The organism is Microbacterium sp., from assembly GCF_047607225.1.
In the GTDB taxonomy this organism is placed as follows: Bacteria; Actinomycetota; Actinomycetes; order Actinomycetales; family Microbacteriaceae; genus Microbacterium.
Genome location: NZ_JASGDO010000027.1, coordinates 1 through 21,353, shown reverse-complemented (window position 1 = coordinate 21,353; position 21,353 = coordinate 1). Strand labels below are relative to the sequence as shown.

Genomic DNA, 21,353 nt, shown 5'->3' with positions numbered 1-21,353 from the left:
GCTCGCGGACGAGCCCGCCGCCGCGCGCGCCTGCCCCGCGCGCGGCGTGCGAGGCGCGGGGGCCTCCAGGTTCAGAAGGAACAGCTTGTGCTCCGGGCTGCGGCCGTACTCGCCGGGACTGCCGTCGGCGCGGACGACCCGGTGGGCCGGCACGATGATCGAGATGGGAGTGCGCGCGCAGGCGCTGCCGACGGCGCGGTGGGCGCCGGGGGAGCCCGCGCGGATGGCCACTTCGCCGTAGGACGCCGTCTCGCCGTAGGGGATCTCGCACACCGCCTGGAGCGCCGCTTTGGTGAAGCCGTCGACGAGTCGCCAGTCCACGCGCACGTCGAAGTCCCTCCGGTCGCCGGCGAAGTACTCGTCGAGCTGATCGGCGATGGGAGCGACGGTATCGGGGTGGTGCTCGGGAACGACGTGGAGGGCGCGACTGGACGCCTCGACCGCGTGATCGACCGGGCCGCCGAGGAGATCGAGGGTGACGAGCCCGTCCGCCGTGACGACGAGGAATGCGTCGCCGAGTGGCGTGGGGTGCACCGAGTAATGAGCGAAGGTCATGTCCCCATGATGGCCGTCGCCCGATGGCGCGGGTCGTTCGGTGTCGGTCTCTGGGGAGGCGGTCCTTCCGTGCGCCGATGGGGAGGAGTCCCGACGGGCGCTGTCCGACGGTCCCAGAGGCCCCGGATCGCGCGAAACTCGGCAGTGGATACGGCCATCGACCCACCGCGGTGCCTAAGGTGACGTGTGTGTGGCGAGCGAACGGTGGCGCCGTGCGGGACGTGAACGACGTGGCGCACGAGGAAACGGTGACTCCCGCGACTCTCGACGTGGCCGAACCGGGCACCGAGGTGGCGCACGTCGCGATCGCTCAGCGCACGCGTCTTCGGGAAGAGGCGGCCCAGATCGGCGGCCGCTCCACGCTCTTGCACTACACCGACGACGGCGACGCGGGCATCGACATCACCAAGGCGCACCCGGGCAGTCTGCCGCAGTTCATCACGGGGCGATCGACGCTCCTGTCCAACCTCTTCCGCGACGAAGTGGCACTGCGGACGGCCCGGCTCGCCGCGGAGCGCATCGCCGCGAAAGACGTCGAGTTGCGCACCGCCCGCGGGCTCGACACGGTGCACCTGGCCGTCGGAATGGCTTCGTGGCGTATCGGGGGCGTGGTCTACACTGCGCCCGTTCTGTTGCGGCCACTCGCGATCCGGCGTCATCACTCCGACTTCGACCTGACGCTGCACGGCCGATTCGCGATCAATCCTGAGCTCGTCGATGCCGCGCGCACGCACTTCGGCATCGAGCTGGACGGCCGGGCGCTGGCCGACATGGCCTACGACGAGAACGTCTTCAAACCGCAGCCGGTGATCGATCGCCTTCGGTCCCTCACGGCACACATCCCCACCTTCACGGTGCTGCCGCGACTCATCGTCTCCACCTTCGCCGACGCCGCGTCCGACCTCGAACGCGATGCCGCTCACCTGGATCACCCGGTGCTGAACGCGCTCGCGGGCCACGCCGCCGATCGCGAGGCGCTCTCGCTCGTGCGGGCGCTTCCCGAGTTCGTCGGCCCCGACGACCGGCCGCCGGCCTCCGACCGGCTTCTCCTCGACGCCGACGCCGAGCAGGAGGCGGTGCTGGCCCGCATCCGGGCGGGGCAGTCCCTCGCCGTCCACACCCTCCCCGGCACCGGCGGCACCCAGACGATCATCAACGCCGTCGGCGAGCTCGTCCGCTCCGGCAAGCGCGTGCTCGTGGTGAGCACCCGTCGCTCCACGCTCGACGGCGTCCGCCATCGCCTGGCCGGCATCGGTCTCCCGGGTCTCGCTGTCACGCCCCGACGCCTCCACCGCGACCTCATCCGCGCGATCGCGCGCAACGAGAAGGCCGTCCCGCCGAAGATCAGCGACGTCGACGACGCGCTCGTGCGCCTGCGCACCGTTCTGCGGGACTACCGCAAAGCGCTCACGCAGCGCAATGGACAGCTCGGGGTCTCACCGCTCGAGGTGCTGCGGAAGCTCGCGACGATCGCGGCGCGTTCGCCGCAGCCGTCGGCGACGACGCGCTTCGACCTTCCGACGCTCCAGCGCCTGTCCACCCGTCGCGCGGAGGCGGCCGGCGCGCTGGCCGACGCGGCACGGCTGGGCGAGTTCCGCTTCGGGCCGAACGACTCGCCGTGGTACGGCGTGTCCTTCGAGAGCACGGAGGCGGCGCGGTCCGCGCATGTCCTCGCGGGCCGGCTCCACCGGTCGGAGGTCCCGGGGATCCTCGAGCGCGGGTACGAGCTCATCGCCCAGACGCGCATGCGCCCCTTCGCCACCGTGTCCGAGCTGGGCTCCTACATCCGTCTGCTGCAGGGGATCCGCGCCTCGCTCGACCGCTTCAGCCTCACGGTCTTCGAACGCCCCCTCGACGAGCTCATCCAGGCGCACGGCAACCGGCGAGATGCCCCCTCGATGTCGAGCGCGCAGCGTCGACGGCTGCGGCGGCTCTCCCGCGAGTACGTGCGCCCAGGTATGCACATCGGCGACATGTACGAGGCGCTCGTGAGGGTGCAGCAGCAGCGGACGCAGTGGCAGCGCCTCGTCGAGGCGGGCGTGACGCCCGAGATCCCCCTGGGACTCGACGATGTCGCGACCGCGTGGCAGCGGGTCGATGCCGACCTCACCACCCTCGACGGCGCACTCGGCCGTACCGAGCCGCTCGCGGGGCTCCCCGTGGCGCAGCTCCTGCGCACGCTGTCGGGACTGGCCGCCGAGTCCGACGTGTTCGACAACCTCGTCGAGCGGGCGACGTTGCGCGATCAGCTCGCCGAGCTCGGGCTGGAGGGTCTGCTCACCGAGCTGTCGGTGCGTCACGTGTCCGAAGAGGATGTCGCCGCGGAGTTCGAGTTCACGTGGTGGCAGTCGGCCCTCGAGGCCATGCTGCGGTCGGACCGTGCGCTCCTCGGGGCCAACACGTCGGTCGTCGACCGTCTCGAACGCGACTTCCGCCTCGTCGATGAGGCGCACGCCGCATTCGGCGGTCCGCTCCTGGCGGCAGAGCTCGCGACGCGCTGGAAGATCGCGATCGTCGACGAGGCCGCGGAGGCGACGGCGCTCAAGGCCGCGCTTCGCGGGGGCGCGGCGTCGGCCGCCGAACTGGTCGCGGCCGCTCCCACGCTCCTGCGCACCCTCGCGCCGGTGTGGATCTCGTCTCCCTACGACGTTCCCGCCATCCCCGATCAGCCTCCGTTCGACGTCGTGATCGTCGCCGATGCGGCCGCGATCTGTCTCGCGGAGGCCGCGCCGGCTCTGCGCCGGGCACGTCAAGTGGTGCTCTTCGGTGATCCGGTGACCCAGAAGCCGACCCCGTTCCGGATCGCGGCGGGTCGCACCGAGGAGGCCGACGAGTTCGAGGTCGCCTTCGACGAGACGAGCGTCTTCGAGCGGATGGCCGAGCTCGTGCCCGTGGAGACCCTGACTCGTAGTTACCGTGCGGGAGGCGAGGACCTGGCGGAGCTCGTCAACGACGCCTTCTACGGCGGCGAACTGGTCTCGTTGCCGTGGGCCGGTTCCTACCTCGGGCGGGGAAGTCTCAGCGTCGACTACGTCGAGGGCGGCACCGGCACCCCCGACCCCGAGACGGGAGCGGTGGAGAGTCCCGACGCCGAGGTCGCGCGTGTGGTGACCCTCGTCGTCGAGCACGCCGTGAACCGGCCGTCCGAGTCGCTCATGGTCGTCACGGCTTCCGTCCGCCACGCGGAACGGGTGCGCGCGGCCGTCGAAGCGGCGTTCGCCGGCCGGAGCGATGTCGCGGACTTCGTGGGCCGCGACACCGCGGAGCCCTTCGCCGTGCTGACCCTCGAGGAGTCGGTGGCCGAGAGCCGCGACCGCGTCGTGTTCTCCCTCGGCTTCGGCCTGACACGTCACGGGCGGGTGCTCAGCGACTTCGGCGACCTGTCGGGACCGGATGGCGAGCGCCTGCTCACGGTCGGGATGACCCGCGCGCGCCGGTCGATGGTGATCGTCTCGTCCATCCGTCCCTCCGCGTTCGAAGAGGGACGCCTGGAATCGGGCGCTGCGAGCCTCATGGCGATCCTCAGCGGAATCGCTGCGCGCTCGCGTGCTGCCCGCCTCGAGGATCTCGCCGACCCCCTCACCCTCGTGCTCGCTCAGCACCTCCGTCGACTCGGGATCGCGGTCGACGTCGATTATCGCGGCCTCCTCCCCATCGTCGCCCAGCATCGCGGCAAGGCCGTGGTCGCCGTCAGCGACCCCGAGACCACGGGGGAGTCGCTCCGCGAGTCCCTGAGGCTCCGGCCGCAGACGCTCCGCCGCCTCGGCTGGCACTACGTGCGCGTTCACGCCTTCGACCTCTACAGCGACCCGGCCGGCGTCGCTTCGCGGATCGCTGCGATCCTCGGCATCGAGCCCGAGACTCCCACGGCCGACACCGCGACCGAGCCCGTGGATGTCGGGGACTGACGGCCAGCGTGTCGAGCGGGTTCCCGGCGCGCGTCGTGCGCGCCTGACAGCCGTTCCCGGAACCGACGCGACGCCCGACCTCCCCGCCGAAGACGACGACGTCCCGGCCACCTCGGTGACCGGGACGCCAGGGCCGAACGACGAGCGGATGAAGCGCGACGTCCCGCCGCACTACTAGAGCTTGGGGGTCTCCGACTCGCGCTTCTCGAGCAGGTCGCGGATCTGCACGAGCAGTTCCTGCTCGGTGGGAAGCGGAGTCTCCTCCTCGACCACGCCGGCTTTCGCGGCGGCGCGCTCCTTGAACTTGTTCATCGGGTAGACGAAGACGAAATACACGACGATCGCGACCGCCAGGAACGAGATGACCGCGCTGAGCAGTCCGCCCAAGGGGAAGGTGACGAGGTCTCCGTGCAGGCCGACGACCGACGGGCCCGCCGCGCCGGTGTCGGGATCCGGCTTCCAGAAGATCTCGATGAGCGGGTTGACGATGCTGGTGACGACGGCGGTGACCAGTGCGGTGAACGCTCCGCCGATGACGACCGCGACGGCAAGGTCGATGACATTGCCGCGCATGATGAAGTCTTTGAAGCCTTTGATCACGAGGTGCTCCTGTTCTGGGCGTGGAGAGTGGGGGACGCAGTCAGGCGCCCGACGATGCCGCCGGTGCCTTCGTCTCGGTCTTCGATGATGACGCAGGCGCCGCGCCGCCGCCACCACCCTCGCCGCCGGAGGACTTCGCGGCCGAGCGGGAGTCGGTGCGGTAGAAGCCGGAGCCGTTGAAGGTCACCCCGACCGATCCGTACTGCTTACGCAGGACGCCGCCGCACTCGGGGCATTCGGTGAGGGCGGCGTCGCTGAACGACTGCACGGCGTCGAACTGGTGACCGCAGGTCTTGCAGGCATAGGAGTAGGTGGGCATGGCGTCCTCGGAGAGATGATCAGCGTCGGTGCGACGCGAGAGTGACGGTTCGGGTGGGGGTGACGACTCCGTCGACCGGTTGGTCGTGCACATCACGGGGCACTTCGTCCAGCAGCTCGGAGTCGAAGATGACGGCGTAGACGGGCGGGCAGCGCTCCATCGAGCCGATGGTCTTGTCGAAGTAGCCGCGCCCCCAGCCCAGGCGCATTCCGGTGCGGTCGACGGCCGCGGCGGGGATGATGAGGAGGTCGACGTCGTTGACGGCGAGCGGACTCAACACCTCGCCGACGGGCTCCGGCATTCCGAACAGACCCTCGACGATGTCGCCGTGCTCGTCGGCCACCGCCCAGTCCAGCAAGCCGTCGGCGCGCGTGATCGGCAGGAGCACCCGGATCCCGCGCCGGACCGCGTCGACGATGAACGCGTGGGTCCCCGGCTCGGTGGGAGCGGAGAGGAAGCAGGAGACCGAGCGTGCGCCGGCGTCGGCGACGAGGCGGTCGAGCTGGGCCTTCACCCCGTCTGCGTCGGACTCGAACGAGGTCTCGGGGCGCTGCTGACGGCGCTCCCGCAGCTCGGCACGCAACGCGCGCTTCGCATTGTCTATGGCCCCGGTCATCCTCCGATTGTAGGCGCGGGCGGGAGGGGAACGCGGTCGCCGGTGTCAAGCCTCGGATGTCGTGTCGGCGCGGTGGTTACTCTGGAGGAATGACCTCACGCATCAAGGCCGTCATTCCTGCCGCGGGACTGGGAACACGATTCCTGCCCGCCACCAAGGCCATGCCGAAGGAGATGCTCCCCGTCGTCGACAAGCCGGCGATCCAGTACGTCGTCGAAGAAGCGGTGGAAGCGGGGATCGAGGACATCCTCGTCATCCTCGGGCGCAACAAGAACAACATCTCGAACCACTTCGACGCCGTGCCCGAGCTGGAGACGAGCCTCAGCAACAAGGGAGATCTGCAGCGTCTGCTGCGGGTCAAGGAGTCCAGCGACCTCGCCGACATCCACTACGTCCGTCAGGGAGAGCCGAAGGGGCTCGGGCATGCGGTGCTGCGGGCGCAGGCGCACGTGGGAACGTCCACCTTCGCGGTGCTCCTCGGCGACGACCTCATCGACGAACGCGACCCCCTGCTGACCACGATGATCGCCGCGAACGAGCGGTCGGGGCTCACGGTCATCGCGCTCATGGAGGTCGACCCCGACCACATCCACATGTACGGCGCGGCAGCGGTGGAGCCGACCGACGACCCCGACGTGGTCACGGTGACCGGTCTGGTCGAAAAGCCCAGCAAGGAGGAGGCGCCCTCCAACCTCGCCGTCATCGGCCGCTACGTCTTGACGCCGACCGTCTTCGAGATCCTGGAGCGCACCGAGCCCGGCAAGGGCGGCGAGATCCAGCTCACCGACGCGCTGCAGGAGCTCGCCACGACCGACGGTGTGCTCGGTGTCGTCTTCCGCGGTCGCCGCTACGACACCGGCGATAGGGTGGACTACATCAAGGCCATCGTGCAGCTGGCCGCGGATCGCGAAGACCTCGGACCGGAGCTGCGTCCCTGGCTCAAGGAGTTCGCGGCGAACCTCTGACGCCGCGCTGTCGGAGGGGGAGCGGATGGACCTCACGGTGCCGCGCCAGCACGGTCCGGTGTCCATCCGGCTCGTCCGGCAACGCGATGCGCGGGTGCTCCAGTCGGAGCTGCTCGGCAACCGCGGGTGGCTGCGCCCGTGGGAGGCGACCAGTCCCGACGGGCCCGTGTCGTTCGACATGAAGCTCGCGATCCGGCGCCTGCTGCAGCAGTACCGCGACGGCGGTGGCGTGCCCCTCGTGATGGAGTACGAGGGCGAGGTCGCCGGACAGCTCAACGTGTGGGGAGTCTCGCGCGGGTCGCTGTCGTCGGCGACGATCGGCTACTGGGTGAGCGAGCGCTTCGCCGGGCGGGGCATCACGCCCACGAGCGTGGCCCTCGCCACAGACCTCTGTTTTCACGAGTTGCGCCTCCACCGGATGGAGATCTGCATCCGGCCGGAGAACCACGCGAGCCTCCGCGTCGTCGAGAAGCTCGGGTTCCGTTACGAAGGGCTGCGACGTCGGTACATCCACATCGACGGCGATTGGCGCGACCATTACTGCTTCGCCCTCGTGCGCGAAGAGGTGCCGGAGGGCGTGCTGAACCGCTGGGTGACCGGCCGCGCGCCCGCTCACGCCGCCGATGTGCCTCCGGCCGACCGTCTTCCGGGCGCCGTCAAACCTTCGACCTCAGATCGAACCTGAGACACGCGGCGACGCGACGCGCCGAAACGTCCACTGCCGCTTACCGTTGACGGCATGGGCGGGCAGGTACTCGGAGGCGGCGTGATCGTCTTGGTCGCCGTGCTCCTGTGGCTCGTCTACCTCCTTCCGTCGTGGCAGGGGCGGCACCGCTTCGACGCCGCCGAGCGCAACGCCGTGCGCCTCAGCCAGGCCCTTCGTGTGCTCGCCGAGACCAGCGAGACGCCGCAGGAAGTCCGGCTCGAGCTCAATGCCCGCACGGCCCTGGCCCAGCAGAAGCTCGCCCGGCGCGCGCAGCTGGAGCGGGAGCAGCGCGAGCTCGAGAACGCCCGCGCCGAGCAGGAGGCCGCCCAGGCCCGCGCGGCTGCCGAAGCCGCTATCGCACGGCAACGTGCCGTCGCCGAGCGGGAGCGTGCGCTCGCCGAGGCGCGACTGGCCGCTGCCGCTCCTGAGGTCCGTCGTGCCCGTGCTCGCCGCCGGGCACGCCTCGTCGCCACTGCGATCGCCATCCTCTCCCTCGCCGCCGCAGGCTGGGGCGTGTATGAGCTGGTGACGGCAGGCGCTGCGACCTGGCTCGTCGTCGGCGTCGTGGTCGGGGTCGTCGCTCTCACCATCTTGCAGCGGATGGCCGCCGTGCAGCGTCGCGCCGCCGTTCGTGCCGTTGCCACGCCCCGGGAGCGGGACGTGGCGGTCGCGACCGTTCCCGATTTCGCCGTCGAGACCGAACGCACCGCATGGGTGCCTCGCGAGCTGCCCCGACCGCTCACGGCATCGGCGGGATCACGCGCCGCGGCGCTCCTCGACGGAGCGGCCGCGCACGAGGCCGTCCGGCAAGCCGCCTTCGACGAGGCCGTCCGGGCGCAGGCCGCCCGCACGGCGCCGCCGTCGCTGAACGAGGTCCGACGGAGCCGCCCGGCCGCCGCTTCTGCCGAGGCGCCCGACTTCGCGCGCATGGGCTACGTCGACGACGCGGCGATCGAAGAGCACGTCCGTTCGCTCCTGGAACGTCGCGCCGCCGGGATGTGACGCCGGGGCGGTCGCCTCACGCGCGCACGAGCACCCGACCGCCGCCGATCACGAGCTCTCGCCGGGGAACGCGGACGAGAGCATCCATCGCGTTCTCCGCATTCAGGAGCACGATGTCGGCGCGGTCCCCGGTCCGGAATCGGTGCCGATCGAGGCCCGCGAAGGGGGCCGAGCCGCCGGTGGCGATGTCGACGACGCGGCGCAGGTCCTCGTCGCGGACGAGGCCAGAGGCGCGGGCGTACTGCCACGCGATGCCGAGGAGATCGCCCGTGCCGTAGGGGCTCCACAGGTCGCGGATGCCGTCGGTCCCGAACCCGAAGCGCACCCGCGCGTCGTCGAGCCCACCGAGCGGGAGCTGTGGAAGGCGGAGCGGGGCCACGGTGGTCATCGTGATGTCGAGCGCGGCCATCGCCTGGAGCAGGTCGTGGCGTCGCGGCGGACTCACCTGCGCCAGCGCGAAGCCGTGCGCGACGTTGACCCGACCGGCGAGGCCCAGAGCCTCGGTGCGGTCGATGATCAGCTCGATCTGGAACACACCCAGCTCGGCCGGATCGTGAAGGTGGATGTCCACACCGACGCCGTGCTCCGCGGCGATCGCGAAGATCGTGTCGAGCTGTCCGACGGGGTCGCGATCGATCGAGGCGGGGTCGAGGCCGCCGATGTGGTCTGCGCCGGCGCGAGCGGCATCCGCCAGCAGGGCGCTGACGCCGGGGCGCCGCAGCACGCCGTCCTGCGGGAAGGCGACGATCTCCACCCGGAGCGCGTCGCCGTACTCCGCAGCAGCCTCCCGCACCGCCTCGATGCCCCGCAGCCCGATCCCGAGGTCGACGTCGACGTGGGTGCGGATCGCCGTCGTCCCGTGACGGACGAGCTCACCGAGCACGCGCGCGCTGATCTCGCGGCTCGGGATCCCCAGGTCGTCGCGGCGCGCCCGTTCGTGCCGGATACGGCCCTCGGTGCCGCCGTCGCCGCCGTATGACTCCCACGGATGCCCCCACCACGACTTGTCCACGTGGGCGTGCGCGTTGACGAAGCCCGGCAGCGCGAGCAGACCGCGGCCATCGACCACCTCGACGCCCGGCTCGGCTTCGGTCGATGCAGGCGTGATCGCGGCGATGGTCGCGCCCTCCACGCGCACGTCGACGGCGGCATCCGCGGCGAACTCGTCGGACACGCCGAGTCGGACGTTGCGGACGATCAGCGGCGAGCTCGGAGAGGGCATTGCTCCATTGTCCCGTGCGAGGACGGGGGAGTGAGCGTGATAGGCTCGACGAGGTTCACGGGCCTGTGGCGCAGTTGGTAGCGCGCCTCGTTCGCATCGAGGAGGTCAGGGGTTCAAATCCCCTCAGGTCCACCAAATCGGTCTCTCTAGAACAATTGACCTTGTAAGAGCCACAGAACAGCGGTGCGTCCCCTTACGGGGGCGCACCGCTGTTCAGTTCTGTGACGGAGATGATGGTCGCAAAGGGTTCGGCGCGCTCGCCTTCGACCAGTTCTTCGCGCGTGACGAGGATCCGCTTGAAGAAGGCTTGGTTGTGCGTGCGGCGGAGCGCATCGGGTGCGCGGATGTACGCCTCGTAGCAGTTCTCGATGAGCGCGGTAGCGTCGTCGAGATTCCGTTCGCGTGCTCGGCGTTCACCGCACCTACATGGGCGGAGTCGAGCGGGGTGAACGAAACCTGTCTCTGAGGTCGGTCGAGCAGATAGCAGACTCCATCGGCGTAGATGCCTTAACTCTCTTCCAGAAAGCCTAGGAGCTCCGCCGCTGCGGAGTGTCTGCGTGAACGCCCCCCAATAGGGACTTGAGTGGGGGCTCGTGTCGCCATGCAGGTCGATAGCGTTGGAGGGCGTTTCCCCAGCAGAGTTCACGCGTGTCTCGGATCACTGAAGCCATGGATCATCAGCGCGTAGCGCCTCGGACATCAGATTTCGCAAGTTAGCCCCGGGTTGACCAGGATCCGGAATCATCTCCACTCCACTCACGAATATCAGCTCGCGTACCTCGTCGGGACCCTTCTGGTACTCACTGTCCCACCAGTCCAGAATCGACTGGACGGCGTCGGGGTGAGATTCCAGGTTCGCAACCATCCAACGGACGATGTCAGACAGCAAGAGATGAGCAAGCACCTCACCGTCAAACTCATTCAGATGTTCTTCAAGGAGGGGGATAAGCAACGGATGCTCGTAGACGAGCGCCGATATCGCCGCTACCCTCCAGGCCTTCAACGGGCGCCCCTCATCACTTCATCCAGCTCGTCCAGAAGACTCTGTGCCACAAGTCGATCATGATGATCCGCATCAGGATTGTTGCGTAGCCACTTTCTCAGACCGTTCATGCTTTCGGTAGCTTTGGTTGAATGCATCTTTCCAGCGGTCATCTGTCCTGTCGCGAGCTCACGCCGCACCGCGTCCATGGTTGTTCCATTTCCCACCCTTGTCGGATTCCCAGTGCCCTTGTATAGGTTGTTGACGATGTTCTGTAGCCGCGCACTGCTCACTTTTGGTGTGGCAAGTACTGCGTTCTTCGCGGCGATCCCTGACGCCCTAGATGTTACGCCGATCCCCGCGCGGAGGCCACCGCTGACCGCCGCGCCAGCGCCGCCTCCGACAACTGTGCTGCCGCCAGCGCTTACAACACCTAGAACAATGGCGCCTCCTACACCCACTATGTTCCCCGCGACGTACCACCCACTGCTGCGGTTAAAGATGCAGTCGGCGCCCGGGATGTTGTCCAGGACCATGTCGAACGCGCCGAAGGTGAGAGCGTTCCATATGCCGGTGTTGTACTCCATCCAGGCTTTCGCAGCACCGCCTAGCCAGTTTCCGGCGTCCTCCCAGAAGTCGAGGCCTGTGTGATCAGTGAACTGAACCGGGTTGTTGGAGGCGTACGTGTAGGGCTGACGCGTGGTTTCGACGGCTGGGTCGAAGCTGACGAACTGTCCTGTTCGGGGGTCGTAGTCGCGCGTCCGAAGGTGGACGAGGCCGGTGTCAGGGTCTGTCCAGTTGCCGGTGAAGCCGAACGGAGTGCCGAGTGCTCCTGTTGTCCACAGGGCTGAGCCGAACTCAGAGTAGGTGCGGGCGCCGAGCCCGGTTCCCACACCGTCGGTCGTGAGGCGTACCGACCCAAGAACGTCAGAGTGCAGATAGGTGATGTCGCCCGTCGAGTCGATCTGCGCGAGCGGCGTGAGGGACGGACCGTAGATGTAGCGGTTCTGCCCGTCCGAGAACAGACGGGGCAGGCCACCCACAGTTGACCACAGCAAGTCTTGGGTGGTCGTGCCGTCGTCGCGGGTTTGGCGGAGTCCTCGGGCATCGGTCTCGTAGGTGATAGCGGCAGTCGGAGAGGTGACGGCCGACAGGTATCCGGCGTCGTCGTAATCGAGAGTCGTCGTCGTGGACGGGGTCGACGCTGTCGTCTCTTCGATACGTGCGCCGTTCGCGTCGTAGGCGTAGGACGTGGTCGGCCCGACCAGCGGGTCACGCGCCGTCACTTGCTGTGCCGCGTTGTAGGTGAGCTGAGAACCGCTGTCGTTTGTGGTGAGCTTTCCCGCCGAGGTTGCGCTGATTGGAATGGTGGTGGGAGTCGCCCCCGTGTTTCTCGTCGTTCCCGCGAGTTGTCCAAGGGGATCGAAGCCGAAGTCGAAGGACTGATTGGAGGTTGGGAACTCGCTGGTTTGCGAGATCAGCTGTCCAGCGTCGTCGTAGGTGTAGCCGAAGTTCGCGAGGTCGGTGCTGCCGTGCACGGTGCTCACGGAGGTGGTCCGCCCTACGCCGTCGTACTCGCGGTTCTGCTCAACGCCGTTTGGTGTCGCGCTTGACGCAAGTTGCGAGTCCGCCGTCCACGTAAACTTGCTCTCTCGGTTCGCCCAGTCGGTCAACGTCGTCATCTGGCCAGCGTCGTCATAGCGGTAGTTGACGAGCCCGGCGCTGGGGTAGGCGATGCTGAGGACCTGTCCTGCCTGGTCGTACACGTAGGTCAGCTCGTCTCCGCTTCCGTCGATCTCGGAGACGAGGCGACCCGCATCGTCGTACGCGAGCGTTGTGGTGCCGGTCGGATCTGTGACACTCAACAACCTGTCAGCGTCGTCGTAGGCGAACGTTGCCGTGCTGACGGCCGAGCTGGAGTAGCTGATTTCTGTGACGCGTCCGTCGTCGTCGTAGTCGTAGAGCGTGTCGGTCCCGTCGGGCATGGTCTTGACAACGATCCGTGCATCACTGTCGTACTCGAATTCGGTGACGAGCCCACCTGGTTCGGTGCGAGCGTCGAGTAGGCCGGTCGGGCCGTATATGTATGTCGTCTCCTGGCCATCTGCGTCGGTGAACGTGGTCACGCGGCCGGCGTCGTCGTACTCGTACAGTTGCGAAGACGCGTCCGGAAGGACACGCTTTACGGGTTGGCCGTCGGAGTCGTACAGGTTGGTGGTCACCCTCCCGAGGGGGTCTTCGGTGCGTTTGAGCTGCCCCGCGTCGTTATACGCGAGCGAGGTCGTTTTGCCCGCGGCATCAGTAATCTGGGTTACCTGCCCGGCGATATCGCGCACGTATGTCGTCGTGGCGCCGGAGGGCAGACTGGTCGTGAGTCGCCGCCCAACGAGATCGTAGATGTTGCTCGTCACTCGATTGAGTGGGTCTTTCGCGGTCAACAGGTTGCCGTAGTGGTCGTAAGTGAAGGATGTGACTTTGCCGTTCGGGTTGGTCTCGGTCGAGACGTTCCCGGCCAGATCGTACGTGTACTCGACTACCCCACCTTCCGGATCGATGATCGTCAGCCGTTGACCGGCCGCGTCGTAGGTGTAGTCGGTCCTTTCACCCTCTTGATTCGTCTCGGTGAGAAGGTTGCCCGCCGCGTCGTAGGTGTAGAGAACACTGTTTCCTAGGGGGTCTTCCACCTCCAGCACGCGCCCTGCTTCGTCGTAGGTGGTCGTCGTCGTGCTTCCCCCAGGGCTTGAGACCTCGGTCGGCAGCCCCATGGCGTTGTAGATCGTCGAAGTTGTGTGGTTCAGCTCGTCGGTTGTCGATGTCAGCTGACCGGCACCGTCGTACGAGTACGTCGTGATCGCGCCTGTCGCATCTTCGTGGGTTGCGGTCGTGCCGTCGGCGTTGTAGGTCCATTCCTCATGCGCACCGGATGCGGTCGTAGCCGTCAGGCGATGTCCCGTCGCGTTGTAGGTGAAGGTCGTGGTCCGACCCTCCGCGTCGGTCGCGGTCAGCGGGTCCCGATGCGCGCCGTATGTCCAGGTCGACGTGCGGCCCAGCGGGTCGGTGGTCGACGTCCGATTACCTGCGGAATCGTACGTATGGGTCGTCACTCCGCCGTTGGCATCAAGGATCGACGCGATCAAGTTGCGGTCGTTGTATGTGTACTGTGTGACAGCCTCAGTCGGAGTGCCGGCAGCGACCGTCTGCTCTACGAGAAGGCCGCCCTCGTGCCGATCCAAGATGACGACGCCGTCGGGACGAGTCATGGTCGTGGTTTCGGACCAGGAGTCGTAAGAGAAGGTGGTGATTCTGCCGATTGGATCTGTCTGCTCGACGATACGCCCTTCGTAGTCATATGCGTTCTCGGTTCGGCCTCCACCGGGGCGGACGAACGCTGTCATGAGGTGGCTCTCGTCGTACTCGAAGCTCATCACCCGGCCATCAGCAGCAGTCACTGACGTCAGATCGCTGGCGGGACTGTAGGAATAGGTGACGGAGCGACCTGAAGAGTCCGTGATCTCCTGGACGCGACCGCCGGACCAGTCGAACGAAATCTGCCGCCCGCCGCTGCCGGAGATGTGGGCGATCTTGCTGCCGGTGTATGTGAACGTGAGAGCGTTGCCGTCGAGGTCTGTGACCGACGTCAGGAAGCCTGCTTCGTCGAATCGAAGCACTTCCTTGGTATGGCGGGTGAGTTTCCAGGAGTCCGACGCCGCAGCCCAGGTAAGCGTCCCGTGGACTCGATCCACCGTGAAGTAGTCAGACGAGGATCCGTCCCGTGTGAAGATCAGGATCGAGCCATTCTCCTGTTCAATCTCGACCTGGCGAGGCAGAGGGTTCGAGTCATCACTCGGAATCAAGACCTGAAGGCGTGCGCCAAAATTCGCGGACCATCCGTAGCCGAACGGGCCGGCAACCGTGTGTCCGGTTGTCGAATAGGTGCGGGCCGCCGAGAGAGCAACTCCCGCGCCCGGAAGCTGCAGATCCGTTTCCGCGAGAAAGAACTCTCCCGTCGCGGTGTTCACGGGGTCTGCACGCGAACACGAGACCGTTGCGAGTGTCGCGTTGCCGCCCCCCGTGGTCTCGCACCGGTTACTGAGGGGTGATTGCAGACTCACCGCGTTCTTTGGCTCGTAGGGCGTGGACAGGTAGGCGGTTGCCCGGTACTTGCCCGTAGGTTCGTCTATCCAGTCCAGCGTCGCCCATGGGTTCTCCTCATCGCCGACATAGATTACGCAGCGGGGCCCCGTTTGGCAGGTACGGACGCCGTGCTCCGTGACGACTTGCCAAGCAAACAGAGGGATGAGTCCCACGTTCTGGTTGGCGGTGAGTGTAACCGTCCCGGCTCCGGTCCGCTCGAGCTTCGCCTCCCACGGGACGCTCTCGATCGTGATCGGGGTCGTTGTCGCGCGGAAGTCTTGGAGGTAGTTGTCACCCACGGCGGCCCCCGCGTTGGCGACATACCCGGAGAACCAACCGTCTGAGTCGTCAGGATTCTGATGCCCGTAGTGGTCGAACTCGTACTCGCATGTTGTTCCGGTGTCGCACGCCGCGACAATCGTCATATGTGCGTTGTCGACGATGTAAAGGGCCACGCGTCCCTCAGTGTCGCTTGCGTTTTGGTTAGCGGTCAGCGTAACGATCGCCTTGTCGCCAGCCTCGACGATCGCCATGTCGGACTGGAGCGTCACCTCCCACGGTGCGGCGTAGATCGGTTGCACGTAGGCGTAAGGGTCGGCGGACGAGATGATGTCTTCGAAGTCATCGATCGACGTGATCTCAGCGGTCGTGGCTTTCGCGACGAAGGCGAACGCGTAGGCCCCCCAAGGGTCTGTATCCGCCCAGGTGCCAGTGGCCGTGCATTCGCTGCCGTCGTCGCATCGGGCCAGCAGTCGTCCAGTCCTGTTCTCGAATATGTAGATCGAGTAGAGACCGTTGGTGCCGCCGACGTCCTGATTGGCGGTGACCTTGATCCATGTCTCTTCTGTCGGCCAGAGAATGTCAGCCCCGCTGTCGATTTCGAGCGTCCACTGTTGACGAGTCACTCGTACCGGATCGGACATCGCCTGCATGTCCTGCGCTTCCATGTGGGAGTTGGAGGATGTGTCTGAGGCCGCGAGCACCACGGCTATGTAGTCGGTTGCGGCGACGCGCGCGTCGTAGGCGGACACCACCACGGAGCAGCTCTCGCCCGTATCACAGGTCCTGATCCGCTCACCACTCGTCATGTTGAAGATGGCGACCGCATAGGCACTATCCGTGTCGGAGAGGTCCTGATTCAACGTCGCAGTAAGCGTCGTCGTTTCGCCGGCACCGATCTCGGTCTCGTCGGCTTTGAGAAGGACCGCCCACGCCATTCGGCCTACGGTCACCGTCTGCGACTGCAAACTACCAACGGTCGCGATGTAGTCGCGGGGGTCCCCAGAGGTGAAGGTCTGCTCGACTTCGCACTCGGTGCCGACCGAGCACTCCTTGAGAACTTCGTCGTTGGTGGCATCGCGGATGGTCAGCGTGCTCCCCGTCGCATCGAGCGGCTCATCTACGACCGCGTGCAAAACAAAGGACTCGCCGGCCGCGAAGCTCAGTTTGCTGGAAGACAACCCCACGGTGGTCGGCGGGCCCGCCACCGTCACCTGTCGCGACATGCTCGCCGATGCTCCGTCCGCATCGGTTGTTGCAAGCGTCAACGTATAGGTGCCGCTCGCTCCGTAGACATGGGTCGGCGTTGCGCCCGTCCCGTCGGCCGTTCCGTCGCCCCACTGCCACGAGTAGTCCGTGATTTCCCCGTCGACGTCTTGCGAACCGCTCCCGTCCAGGCTGACCTCAAGCCCGTCCGTCACCAACGTGAACATGGGAAGGGGAGGCAGGCTCGTGGTGGTCAAAGTAGGGTCCACTGCTTCAAACTCGTCGAAGCTCACGGTCGTCGTTGAGGTAGCGCTACTCTCACGCGAGCCAACGAACCCGATGGCTCCAGGTCCTTGCAGGCCCGCCGTCGAATCCGTCTCAGTCAGCTGCCAAGTCGCCGGCTCCGGGTCATCGGTGTTCCACACCTTCACCCGCACTGTCGAAGGATTCGCTCCCGTGACCCCGGCTCGGATCGCCCATATCTCTCCGTCCTCCCAACTCGCGCCCGGAAGCGCGTACGAGGCGAGTACGCTCGACGCACCTGTGCGAAGGGTCGCTATCGGTTGACCATCGCTGCCCATATTTGCGAGCACTTCGTAAGCGGCCGAAGTCTGCGCCCGGAGTGCGAACCCGGCGAACGTTCCCCCGTCTGCGGGCGGCTCGGAGAGGGCGAAGGTGGTGTACGCCTGCACGTCAGCGGCGGACACAGCATTCAGCGCGACCAGACGACTTGCGCCGCTGTCGAGCGTGAGCTTGCCAGATCCAGAAGCCACAGATGCCGCCGATGCACCTCCACCGCTGACGGTGTAGCTTCCGCCTGCGTCGGCCTCGCCCCATCCATCGGTCTCAGAGCGTTCGAAAGCGTCAGACGCCAGCTCTGAGCTCACAAACGGAACTGTCACGCTGCGAGTCATGACACTCACGCCGCCTACGTCGTCGGTTACCGTGAGCGTCACATCATAGGTCCCGGCCGTGGAATACGTATGGGTCGCGGTAACTCCGTCGTCGCTGGGGGTACCGTCGCCCCAGCCCCATGTGTAGTCCGCAATGCTGCCGTCAGTATCGCTCGAAGCCGATCCGTTCACGGCGAGCTCAAGCCCCGAGCTCGTGAAATCGAAGGAGGCTGCCGGTCCCTTGTTGGCAGCAGTGAAGATCGCAGGGAGAATGCGCGACGCTTCCAGTGCGCTCCCCAGGGTCATCTTTGCCACTGGAGCGGCGGGCAGGGCCGCCCACGCGCCGGTGGGGACAAGTAGAGACACGACGAGCACGCTCGCGGCGAGGCAGGCGGCAACGAGCCGAGCGCGCGCCCCAGTCATTCGCCGCCCCCCGTGCGCACCTGGGCTCAAGCGCATCATGATTTGCGGAGTTGACTGGATGGCGCGATTGCGCGCAGCATTGTTCATTCTGTCCGTCCGGGGGTCACGGAAAGTGCAAGTTGATCGTGGTGTTGCGCCTGCCGCCTGCCTACCGACATGCGACGTATAAGTGCACTCTTCCGTACGTACTGCGACAATGGCAAGAAGTACTCTTGCAGCCGTCGCCTCACGGTGTTGTATAGACATGCGTTGCTCTCCAAGCCGCACTCGGCGCTATATCAGATGCGAGGCGAGCGGGCAAGATTCTCCATCGTGGGCGGCAGGCAAGTAGCGTCTGTCGAGTGCGCTCACCCGGCGTGCTCTTGGAAGCCGAATCTATGCAGCGAGCCAGTCATGGCAAAGAAGGTCACCGTCGAGCTTGTCGACGACATTGATGCAACGCCGATCGCCGAGGGAAACGGGGGCACTGTCTCCTTCGCTCTTGAGGGGGAGGCCTACGAGATCGATTTGACGGACAAGAACATCGACAAGCTGCGGTCGGCGCTTGCGCCGTTCATCGAGGCTGGTCGCTCGGCCAGCAGCAGTGCTGCGCCGGCTCGTTCTTCGCGTCATCGTTCCGGTGCGAACGCGGATCTTGCCGCTGTCCGCAGCTGGGCGAAGTCGAACGGTTTCCAGGTCAGTGAGCGTGGTCGCGTGCCGAAGAAGGTCATGGAGGCGTACACCGCAGCACACTAGTCCTCACCAGGCCCCGCGCTCAGTACTGACGCCAGTGGGTTCTCCGCGCGGCCGCCGCGGCCCCAACAGCCCTCACAACAACGTGAAAGAAGCGGTGATCATCCTTCGATGGGTGTAGACCGAGTGAAGGATGATCACCACCTTCGGTGGTGCGCCATGTTTGAGCGTCGCTACGACACTGGCCGTATGCGGACAGATAGCCCAGGAATGTGTTCTTGCAGCAACGTGGCCCACACCACCGCTTCGATCCATTCGTCATGGGGCAGAGGCCCGCCGCGCCAGCGACGGTCGCTTGGCTCGCGGGTGTCCACGGTGTGGTCGCCGGGCTCGGTCAGCAGTGCGACTAAAGCGGGGAGAGGCCGGGTCTGCCGCACCGGTAGGTGACATCTGAGTTGGGTTGCCCGGGAGGGTGCCCTGGAAGGATGTCATCGTGCCCAAGCCCTATCCCTCGGAGTTCCGTGACGATGTCGTGCGCGTCGCTCGGGGCCGCGAGCCCGGAGTGACGATCGAGCAGATCGCGACCGACTTCGGGGTTCACCCGATGACCCTTACGAAGTGGTTGCGGCGTGCCGCGGTCGAAGAGGGCACGAAGCCGGGCGTGACCCGGTCCGAGGGTGCGGAGCTGCGGGAGGCGCGCAAGCGGATCCGGCTGCTGGAGCAAGAGGTCGAGGTGCTGCGGCGGGCGGCGGCGTATTTGTCGCAGGCGAACCTGCCGGGAATAGGCTCTACCCGCTCGTGACCGAGCTCGCCGTCGACGGGATTCCCGTCGCGGTGACGTGCCGGGTGCTCAAGCTCGCTCGCCAGCCGTATTACCGATGACTGGCAACCCCCATCACCGATGCTGAACTCGTTGCGGCGTATCGTGCAAACGCGTTGTTCGACGCGCACCGCGACGACCCTGAGTTCGGCTACCGGTTCCTCCTCGACGAGGCCCGCGACGCGGGCGAGGTCATGGCGGAACGGACGGCATGGCGGATCTGCCGTGACAACGGTTGGTGGTCCGCGTTCGGGAAGCGTCGCCGTGGGAAGAGCCGGCGTACTGGCCCGCCGGTCCACGATGATCTCGTGCGCCGGGAGTTCACCGCCGACGCGCCGAACCAGCTCTGGCTCAGCGACATCACAGAGCACAAGACCGGTGAAGGCAAGCTCTACCTCTGCGCCATCAAAGACGTGTTCAGCAACCGGATCGTGGGGTACTCGATCAGCGACCGGATGAAGGCTCGTCTCGCGGTCGACGCTGTCAACAGTGCCGTCGCGCGGCGCGGAAACGTCGCCGGCTGCGTAGTCCACACGGACAGAGGATCCGAGTTTCGCGCGAGGAAGATAGTCCGCGCTCTGCACCATCACGGGATGGTCGGATCAATGGGCCGAGTCGGCGCGGCGGGCGATAACGCGGCGATGGAATCGTTCTTCAGCCTGCTGCAGAAGAACGTCCTCAACCGACGCTCCTGGGCCACCCGCGACGAGCTCCGCATCGCCATCGTCACCTGGATCGAACGCACCTACCACAGACGCCGCCGGCAGAAGCGGCTCCACGGCTTGACCCCGGTCGAGTACGAAGCAATCATGAACACCGACGTCGCCCTCGCGGCGTGACTAAAACCCGTCACCTATCCGTGCGGCAGACCCATCTTCTTGACGGTGGCGGGGTCTCGCTTGAGTTGTCGTCCGATCTCAGCGAAGCTCGCGCTGGACAGGTAGAGCGCTCGGGCTTTCGTTTTCTCGTCGTCGGTGATGGTGCGCCGCATGACGACCCCCGCCGTAGTGAGGTGCTGCGCAACCGTGTAGCGGTGCAACCCGTGCTTCCGCGCGAGCTCGTAGACGCCGAGCCCCGATTCATAGCCCGCAACGAGTTCGTCCCTAACCGCAGCTGTGACCTGCTTCATGGGACGCGTTCCCGCCGGCACGCGGCGCGCCGGCCGCAGGAGTGTGCGAGCGATCGGTCCGTTTCGAAGTGCGTGGCGCAGTGCCTCTAAGAGAGGTGAATTACTTGCAAGCGCTTCGGATGGGGCCACCAATCGACGCCCGATCAGACGCCGCACGGCACCTCTGATCGGGCGTTTTCTCTTGCGTCGCTGACGGGTTCGTTCGTGCGCTCACCACCCGTACGAACCCGCGGCCCTAGGCTCGGAGGATGGCTTCCCCCGCGCTGGATCCCGAGTCGCCGCCGATCGTCGGTGCCGGTCCGGGCGAGGCGTTCGTGCGCTTCGTCGCGAACGCGTTCCGGCTACGGGGCCGCGCCAGCCGCAGCGAGTACTGGTGGTGGATGCTCATCAACCTCGTCGTCGTGACGCTGACGCAGTTCGTGCTGCCGTGGCTGATCGAGCATCGTCTGCCGCAGCCGGCGTTGCTGTTCGGCCCCTTCGGGCCGTGGCTGGCCGCCAACATCACCCTGTTCTCCGTCGCTCCGACTGCTGCGCCGCAGACGGCTCTCGTCGCGGGCATCCTCATCGCCTCCGGTGTATGGATGCTCTTGACTCTCGTGCCCGGCTACACCGTGGCGGTGCGGCGCCTCCACGACTCCGACCTCTCCGGGTGGTGGGTCGTGCTCGCACTGCTGCCGGTCGGACCACTCATCGTGCTCCTCCTCGCGACGCGGCGCTCCCGCCCCGAGGGTGCGCGGTTCGACTGATTGCCGACCGGCGCCCCCCGGGGACGTGCAGTGCGACGTCAGGCGTGGACGGACGCGCCGGCGGCGAGCCGCGCCGCCGCGCGTTCCTCCGCGGCGGCGAGGGGAGTGACGCCGCGGAGGAACGCGCGGCGGCGCGGCTCGCCGCCGGCGCGTCCGTCCACGCCTGACGTCGCACT

General features: G+C 66.8%; 15 protein-coding genes, 1 tRNA gene and 1 pseudogene. 9 read left to right on the top strand and 8 right to left on the bottom strand.

Annotated features, from left to right (window positions below; all coding sequences use genetic code 11):
- A partial coding sequence (locus tag QM591_RS04575; RefSeq protein WP_415130064.1) for a methylated-DNA--[protein]-cysteine S-methyltransferase occupies positions 1-555 on the bottom strand: 555 nt, incomplete at its 3' end.
- A 221-nt stretch (positions 556-776) separates the two neighbouring features.
- On the opposite strand from QM591_RS04575, the gene QM591_RS04570 reads away from it, so the two are divergent.
- Positions 777-4,463 carry an AAA family ATPase gene (locus QM591_RS04570; protein ID WP_415130066.1) on the top strand — a complete coding sequence of 1,229 codons (3,687 nt, stop codon included), beginning with the start codon at positions 777-779 and terminating at the stop codon, positions 4,461-4,463.
- Positions 4,450-4,641 (top strand): hypothetical protein, encoded by a 192-nt coding sequence (locus QM591_RS04565; RefSeq protein ID WP_415130062.1) that lies wholly within the window; start codon positions 4,450-4,452, stop codon positions 4,639-4,641. The genes QM591_RS04570 and QM591_RS04565 overlap by 14 nt, the downstream gene beginning before the upstream one ends.
- Here the strand turns inward: QM591_RS04565 and mscL are convergent.
- Genes mscL through QM591_RS04550 form a run of 3 tightly spaced genes read right to left on the bottom strand, consistent with a single transcriptional unit; the run spans position 4,638 to position 5,998 of the window.
- Complete coding sequence (mscL, locus tag QM591_RS04560; RefSeq protein WP_415130060.1) at positions 4,638-5,063, bottom strand: large conductance mechanosensitive channel protein MscL; 426 nt, start codon at positions 5,061-5,063, stop codon at positions 4,638-4,640. The genes QM591_RS04565 and mscL overlap by 4 nt on opposite strands.
- A 40-nt stretch (positions 5,064-5,103) precedes the next feature.
- On the bottom strand, positions 5,104-5,382 hold the full coding sequence (locus tag QM591_RS04555; RefSeq protein WP_415130058.1) for an FmdB family zinc ribbon protein: 279 nt from the start codon (positions 5,380-5,382) through the stop codon (positions 5,104-5,106).
- Positions 5,383-5,401: 19 nt separating this feature from the next.
- A complete protein-coding gene (locus QM591_RS04550) occupies positions 5,402-5,998 on the bottom strand; it encodes a 5-formyltetrahydrofolate cyclo-ligase (RefSeq protein WP_415130056.1) in 597 nt (198 codons plus the stop codon).
- Between the two features lie 89 nt (positions 5,999-6,087).
- Between QM591_RS04550 and galU the strand changes: the two genes are divergently transcribed.
- From galU to QM591_RS04535, 3 genes are read left to right on the top strand one after another with little or no spacing between them, the layout of a single operon-like run.
- Positions 6,088-6,963 (top strand): UTP--glucose-1-phosphate uridylyltransferase GalU, encoded by an 876-nt coding sequence (gene galU, locus QM591_RS04545; RefSeq protein WP_415130054.1) that lies wholly within the window; start codon positions 6,088-6,090, stop codon positions 6,961-6,963.
- A gap of 25 nt (positions 6,964-6,988) precedes the next feature.
- The gene (locus tag QM591_RS04540; protein WP_415130052.1) at positions 6,989-7,648 is read left to right on the top strand and encodes a GNAT family N-acetyltransferase; all 660 of its coding nucleotides are present in this window, start codon (positions 6,989-6,991) and stop codon (positions 7,646-7,648) included.
- Positions 7,649-7,702: 54 nt separating this feature from the next.
- Complete coding sequence (locus QM591_RS04535; protein WP_415130050.1) at positions 7,703-8,671, top strand: large exoprotein; 969 nt, start codon at positions 7,703-7,705, stop codon at positions 8,669-8,671.
- 16 nt (positions 8,672-8,687) lie between these two features.
- Here QM591_RS04535 and QM591_RS04530 read toward each other — a convergent pair whose 3' ends face one another.
- The gene (locus tag QM591_RS04530; protein WP_415130048.1) at positions 8,688-9,893 is read right to left on the bottom strand and encodes an amidohydrolase; all 1,206 of its coding nucleotides are present in this window, start codon (positions 9,891-9,893) and stop codon (positions 8,688-8,690) included.
- Positions 9,894-9,952: 59 nt separating this feature from the next.
- On the opposite strand from QM591_RS04530, the gene QM591_RS04525 reads away from it, so the two are divergent.
- Positions 9,953-10,028: transfer RNA gene (locus tag QM591_RS04525), tRNA-Ala, on the top strand.
- A 523-nt stretch (positions 10,029-10,551) separates the two neighbouring features.
- On the opposite strand, the gene QM591_RS04520 is transcribed toward QM591_RS04525, so the two are convergent.
- Together QM591_RS04520 and QM591_RS04515 are read right to left on the bottom strand one after the other, a co-directional pair.
- Complete coding sequence (locus tag QM591_RS04520; RefSeq protein ID WP_415130046.1) at positions 10,552-10,896, bottom strand: hypothetical protein; 345 nt, start codon at positions 10,894-10,896, stop codon at positions 10,552-10,554.
- Entirely contained in the window at positions 10,893-17,810 is a 6,918-nt protein-coding gene (locus QM591_RS04515) for a PKD domain-containing protein (RefSeq protein ID WP_415130044.1), read from the bottom strand. Before QM591_RS04515 ends, QM591_RS04520 begins: the two co-directional genes overlap by 4 nt.
- A gap of 393 nt (positions 17,811-18,203) precedes the next feature.
- Between QM591_RS04515 and QM591_RS04510 the strand changes: the two genes are divergently transcribed.
- Positions 18,204-18,545 carry a histone-like nucleoid-structuring protein Lsr2 gene (locus QM591_RS04510; protein WP_415130042.1) on the top strand — a complete coding sequence of 114 codons (342 nt, stop codon included), beginning with the start codon at positions 18,204-18,206 and terminating at the stop codon, positions 18,543-18,545.
- 430 nt (positions 18,546-18,975) lie between these two features.
- Positions 18,976-20,141: pseudogene (locus QM591_RS04505) on the top strand (IS3 family transposase).
- A gap of 14 nt (positions 20,142-20,155) precedes the next feature.
- On the opposite strand, the gene QM591_RS04500 reads toward QM591_RS04505, so the two are convergent.
- Positions 20,156-20,431, bottom strand: a complete 276-nt coding sequence (locus QM591_RS04500; protein ID WP_415130040.1) for a helix-turn-helix domain-containing protein — start codon at positions 20,429-20,431, stop codon at positions 20,156-20,158.
- Positions 20,432-20,679: 248 nt separating this feature from the next.
- Here QM591_RS04500 and QM591_RS04495 point away from each other — a divergent pair, with 248 nt between their 5' ends.
- Positions 20,680-21,177, top strand: a complete 498-nt coding sequence (locus QM591_RS04495) for a DUF805 domain-containing protein (RefSeq protein WP_415130038.1) — start codon at positions 20,680-20,682, stop codon at positions 21,175-21,177.
- Positions 21,178-21,353 lie beyond the last annotated feature (176 nt).

Coding starts and splice junctions, on each gene's coding strand:
- QM591_RS04515 (WP_415130044.1), bottom strand. CDS start 17,810: ATGACTGGGGCGCGCGCTCGGCTCGTTGCCGCCTGCCTCGCCGCGAGC.
- QM591_RS04540 (WP_415130052.1), top strand. CDS start 6,989: ATGGACCTCACGGTGCCGCGCCAGCACGGTCCGGTGTCCATCCGGCTC.
- QM591_RS04495 (WP_415130038.1), top strand. CDS start 20,680: ATGGCTTCCCCCGCGCTGGATCCCGAGTCGCCGCCGATCGTCGGTGCC.
- galU (WP_415130054.1), top strand. CDS start 6,088: ATGACCTCACGCATCAAGGCCGTCATTCCTGCCGCGGGACTGGGAACA.
- QM591_RS04500 (WP_415130040.1), bottom strand. CDS start 20,431: ATGAAGCAGGTCACAGCTGCGGTTAGGGACGAACTCGTTGCGGGCTAT.
- QM591_RS04565 (WP_415130062.1), top strand. CDS start 4,450: ATGTCGGGGACTGACGGCCAGCGTGTCGAGCGGGTTCCCGGCGCGCGT.
- QM591_RS04550 (WP_415130056.1), bottom strand. CDS start 5,998: ATGACCGGGGCCATAGACAATGCGAAGCGCGCGTTGCGTGCCGAGCTG.
- QM591_RS04535 (WP_415130050.1), top strand. CDS start 7,703: ATGGGCGGGCAGGTACTCGGAGGCGGCGTGATCGTCTTGGTCGCCGTG.
- QM591_RS04555 (WP_415130058.1), bottom strand. CDS start 5,382: ATGCCCACCTACTCCTATGCCTGCAAGACCTGCGGTCACCAGTTCGAC.
- QM591_RS04530 (WP_415130048.1), bottom strand. CDS start 9,893: ATGCCCTCTCCGAGCTCGCCGCTGATCGTCCGCAACGTCCGACTCGGC.
- QM591_RS04510 (WP_415130042.1), top strand. CDS start 18,204: ATGGCAAAGAAGGTCACCGTCGAGCTTGTCGACGACATTGATGCAACG.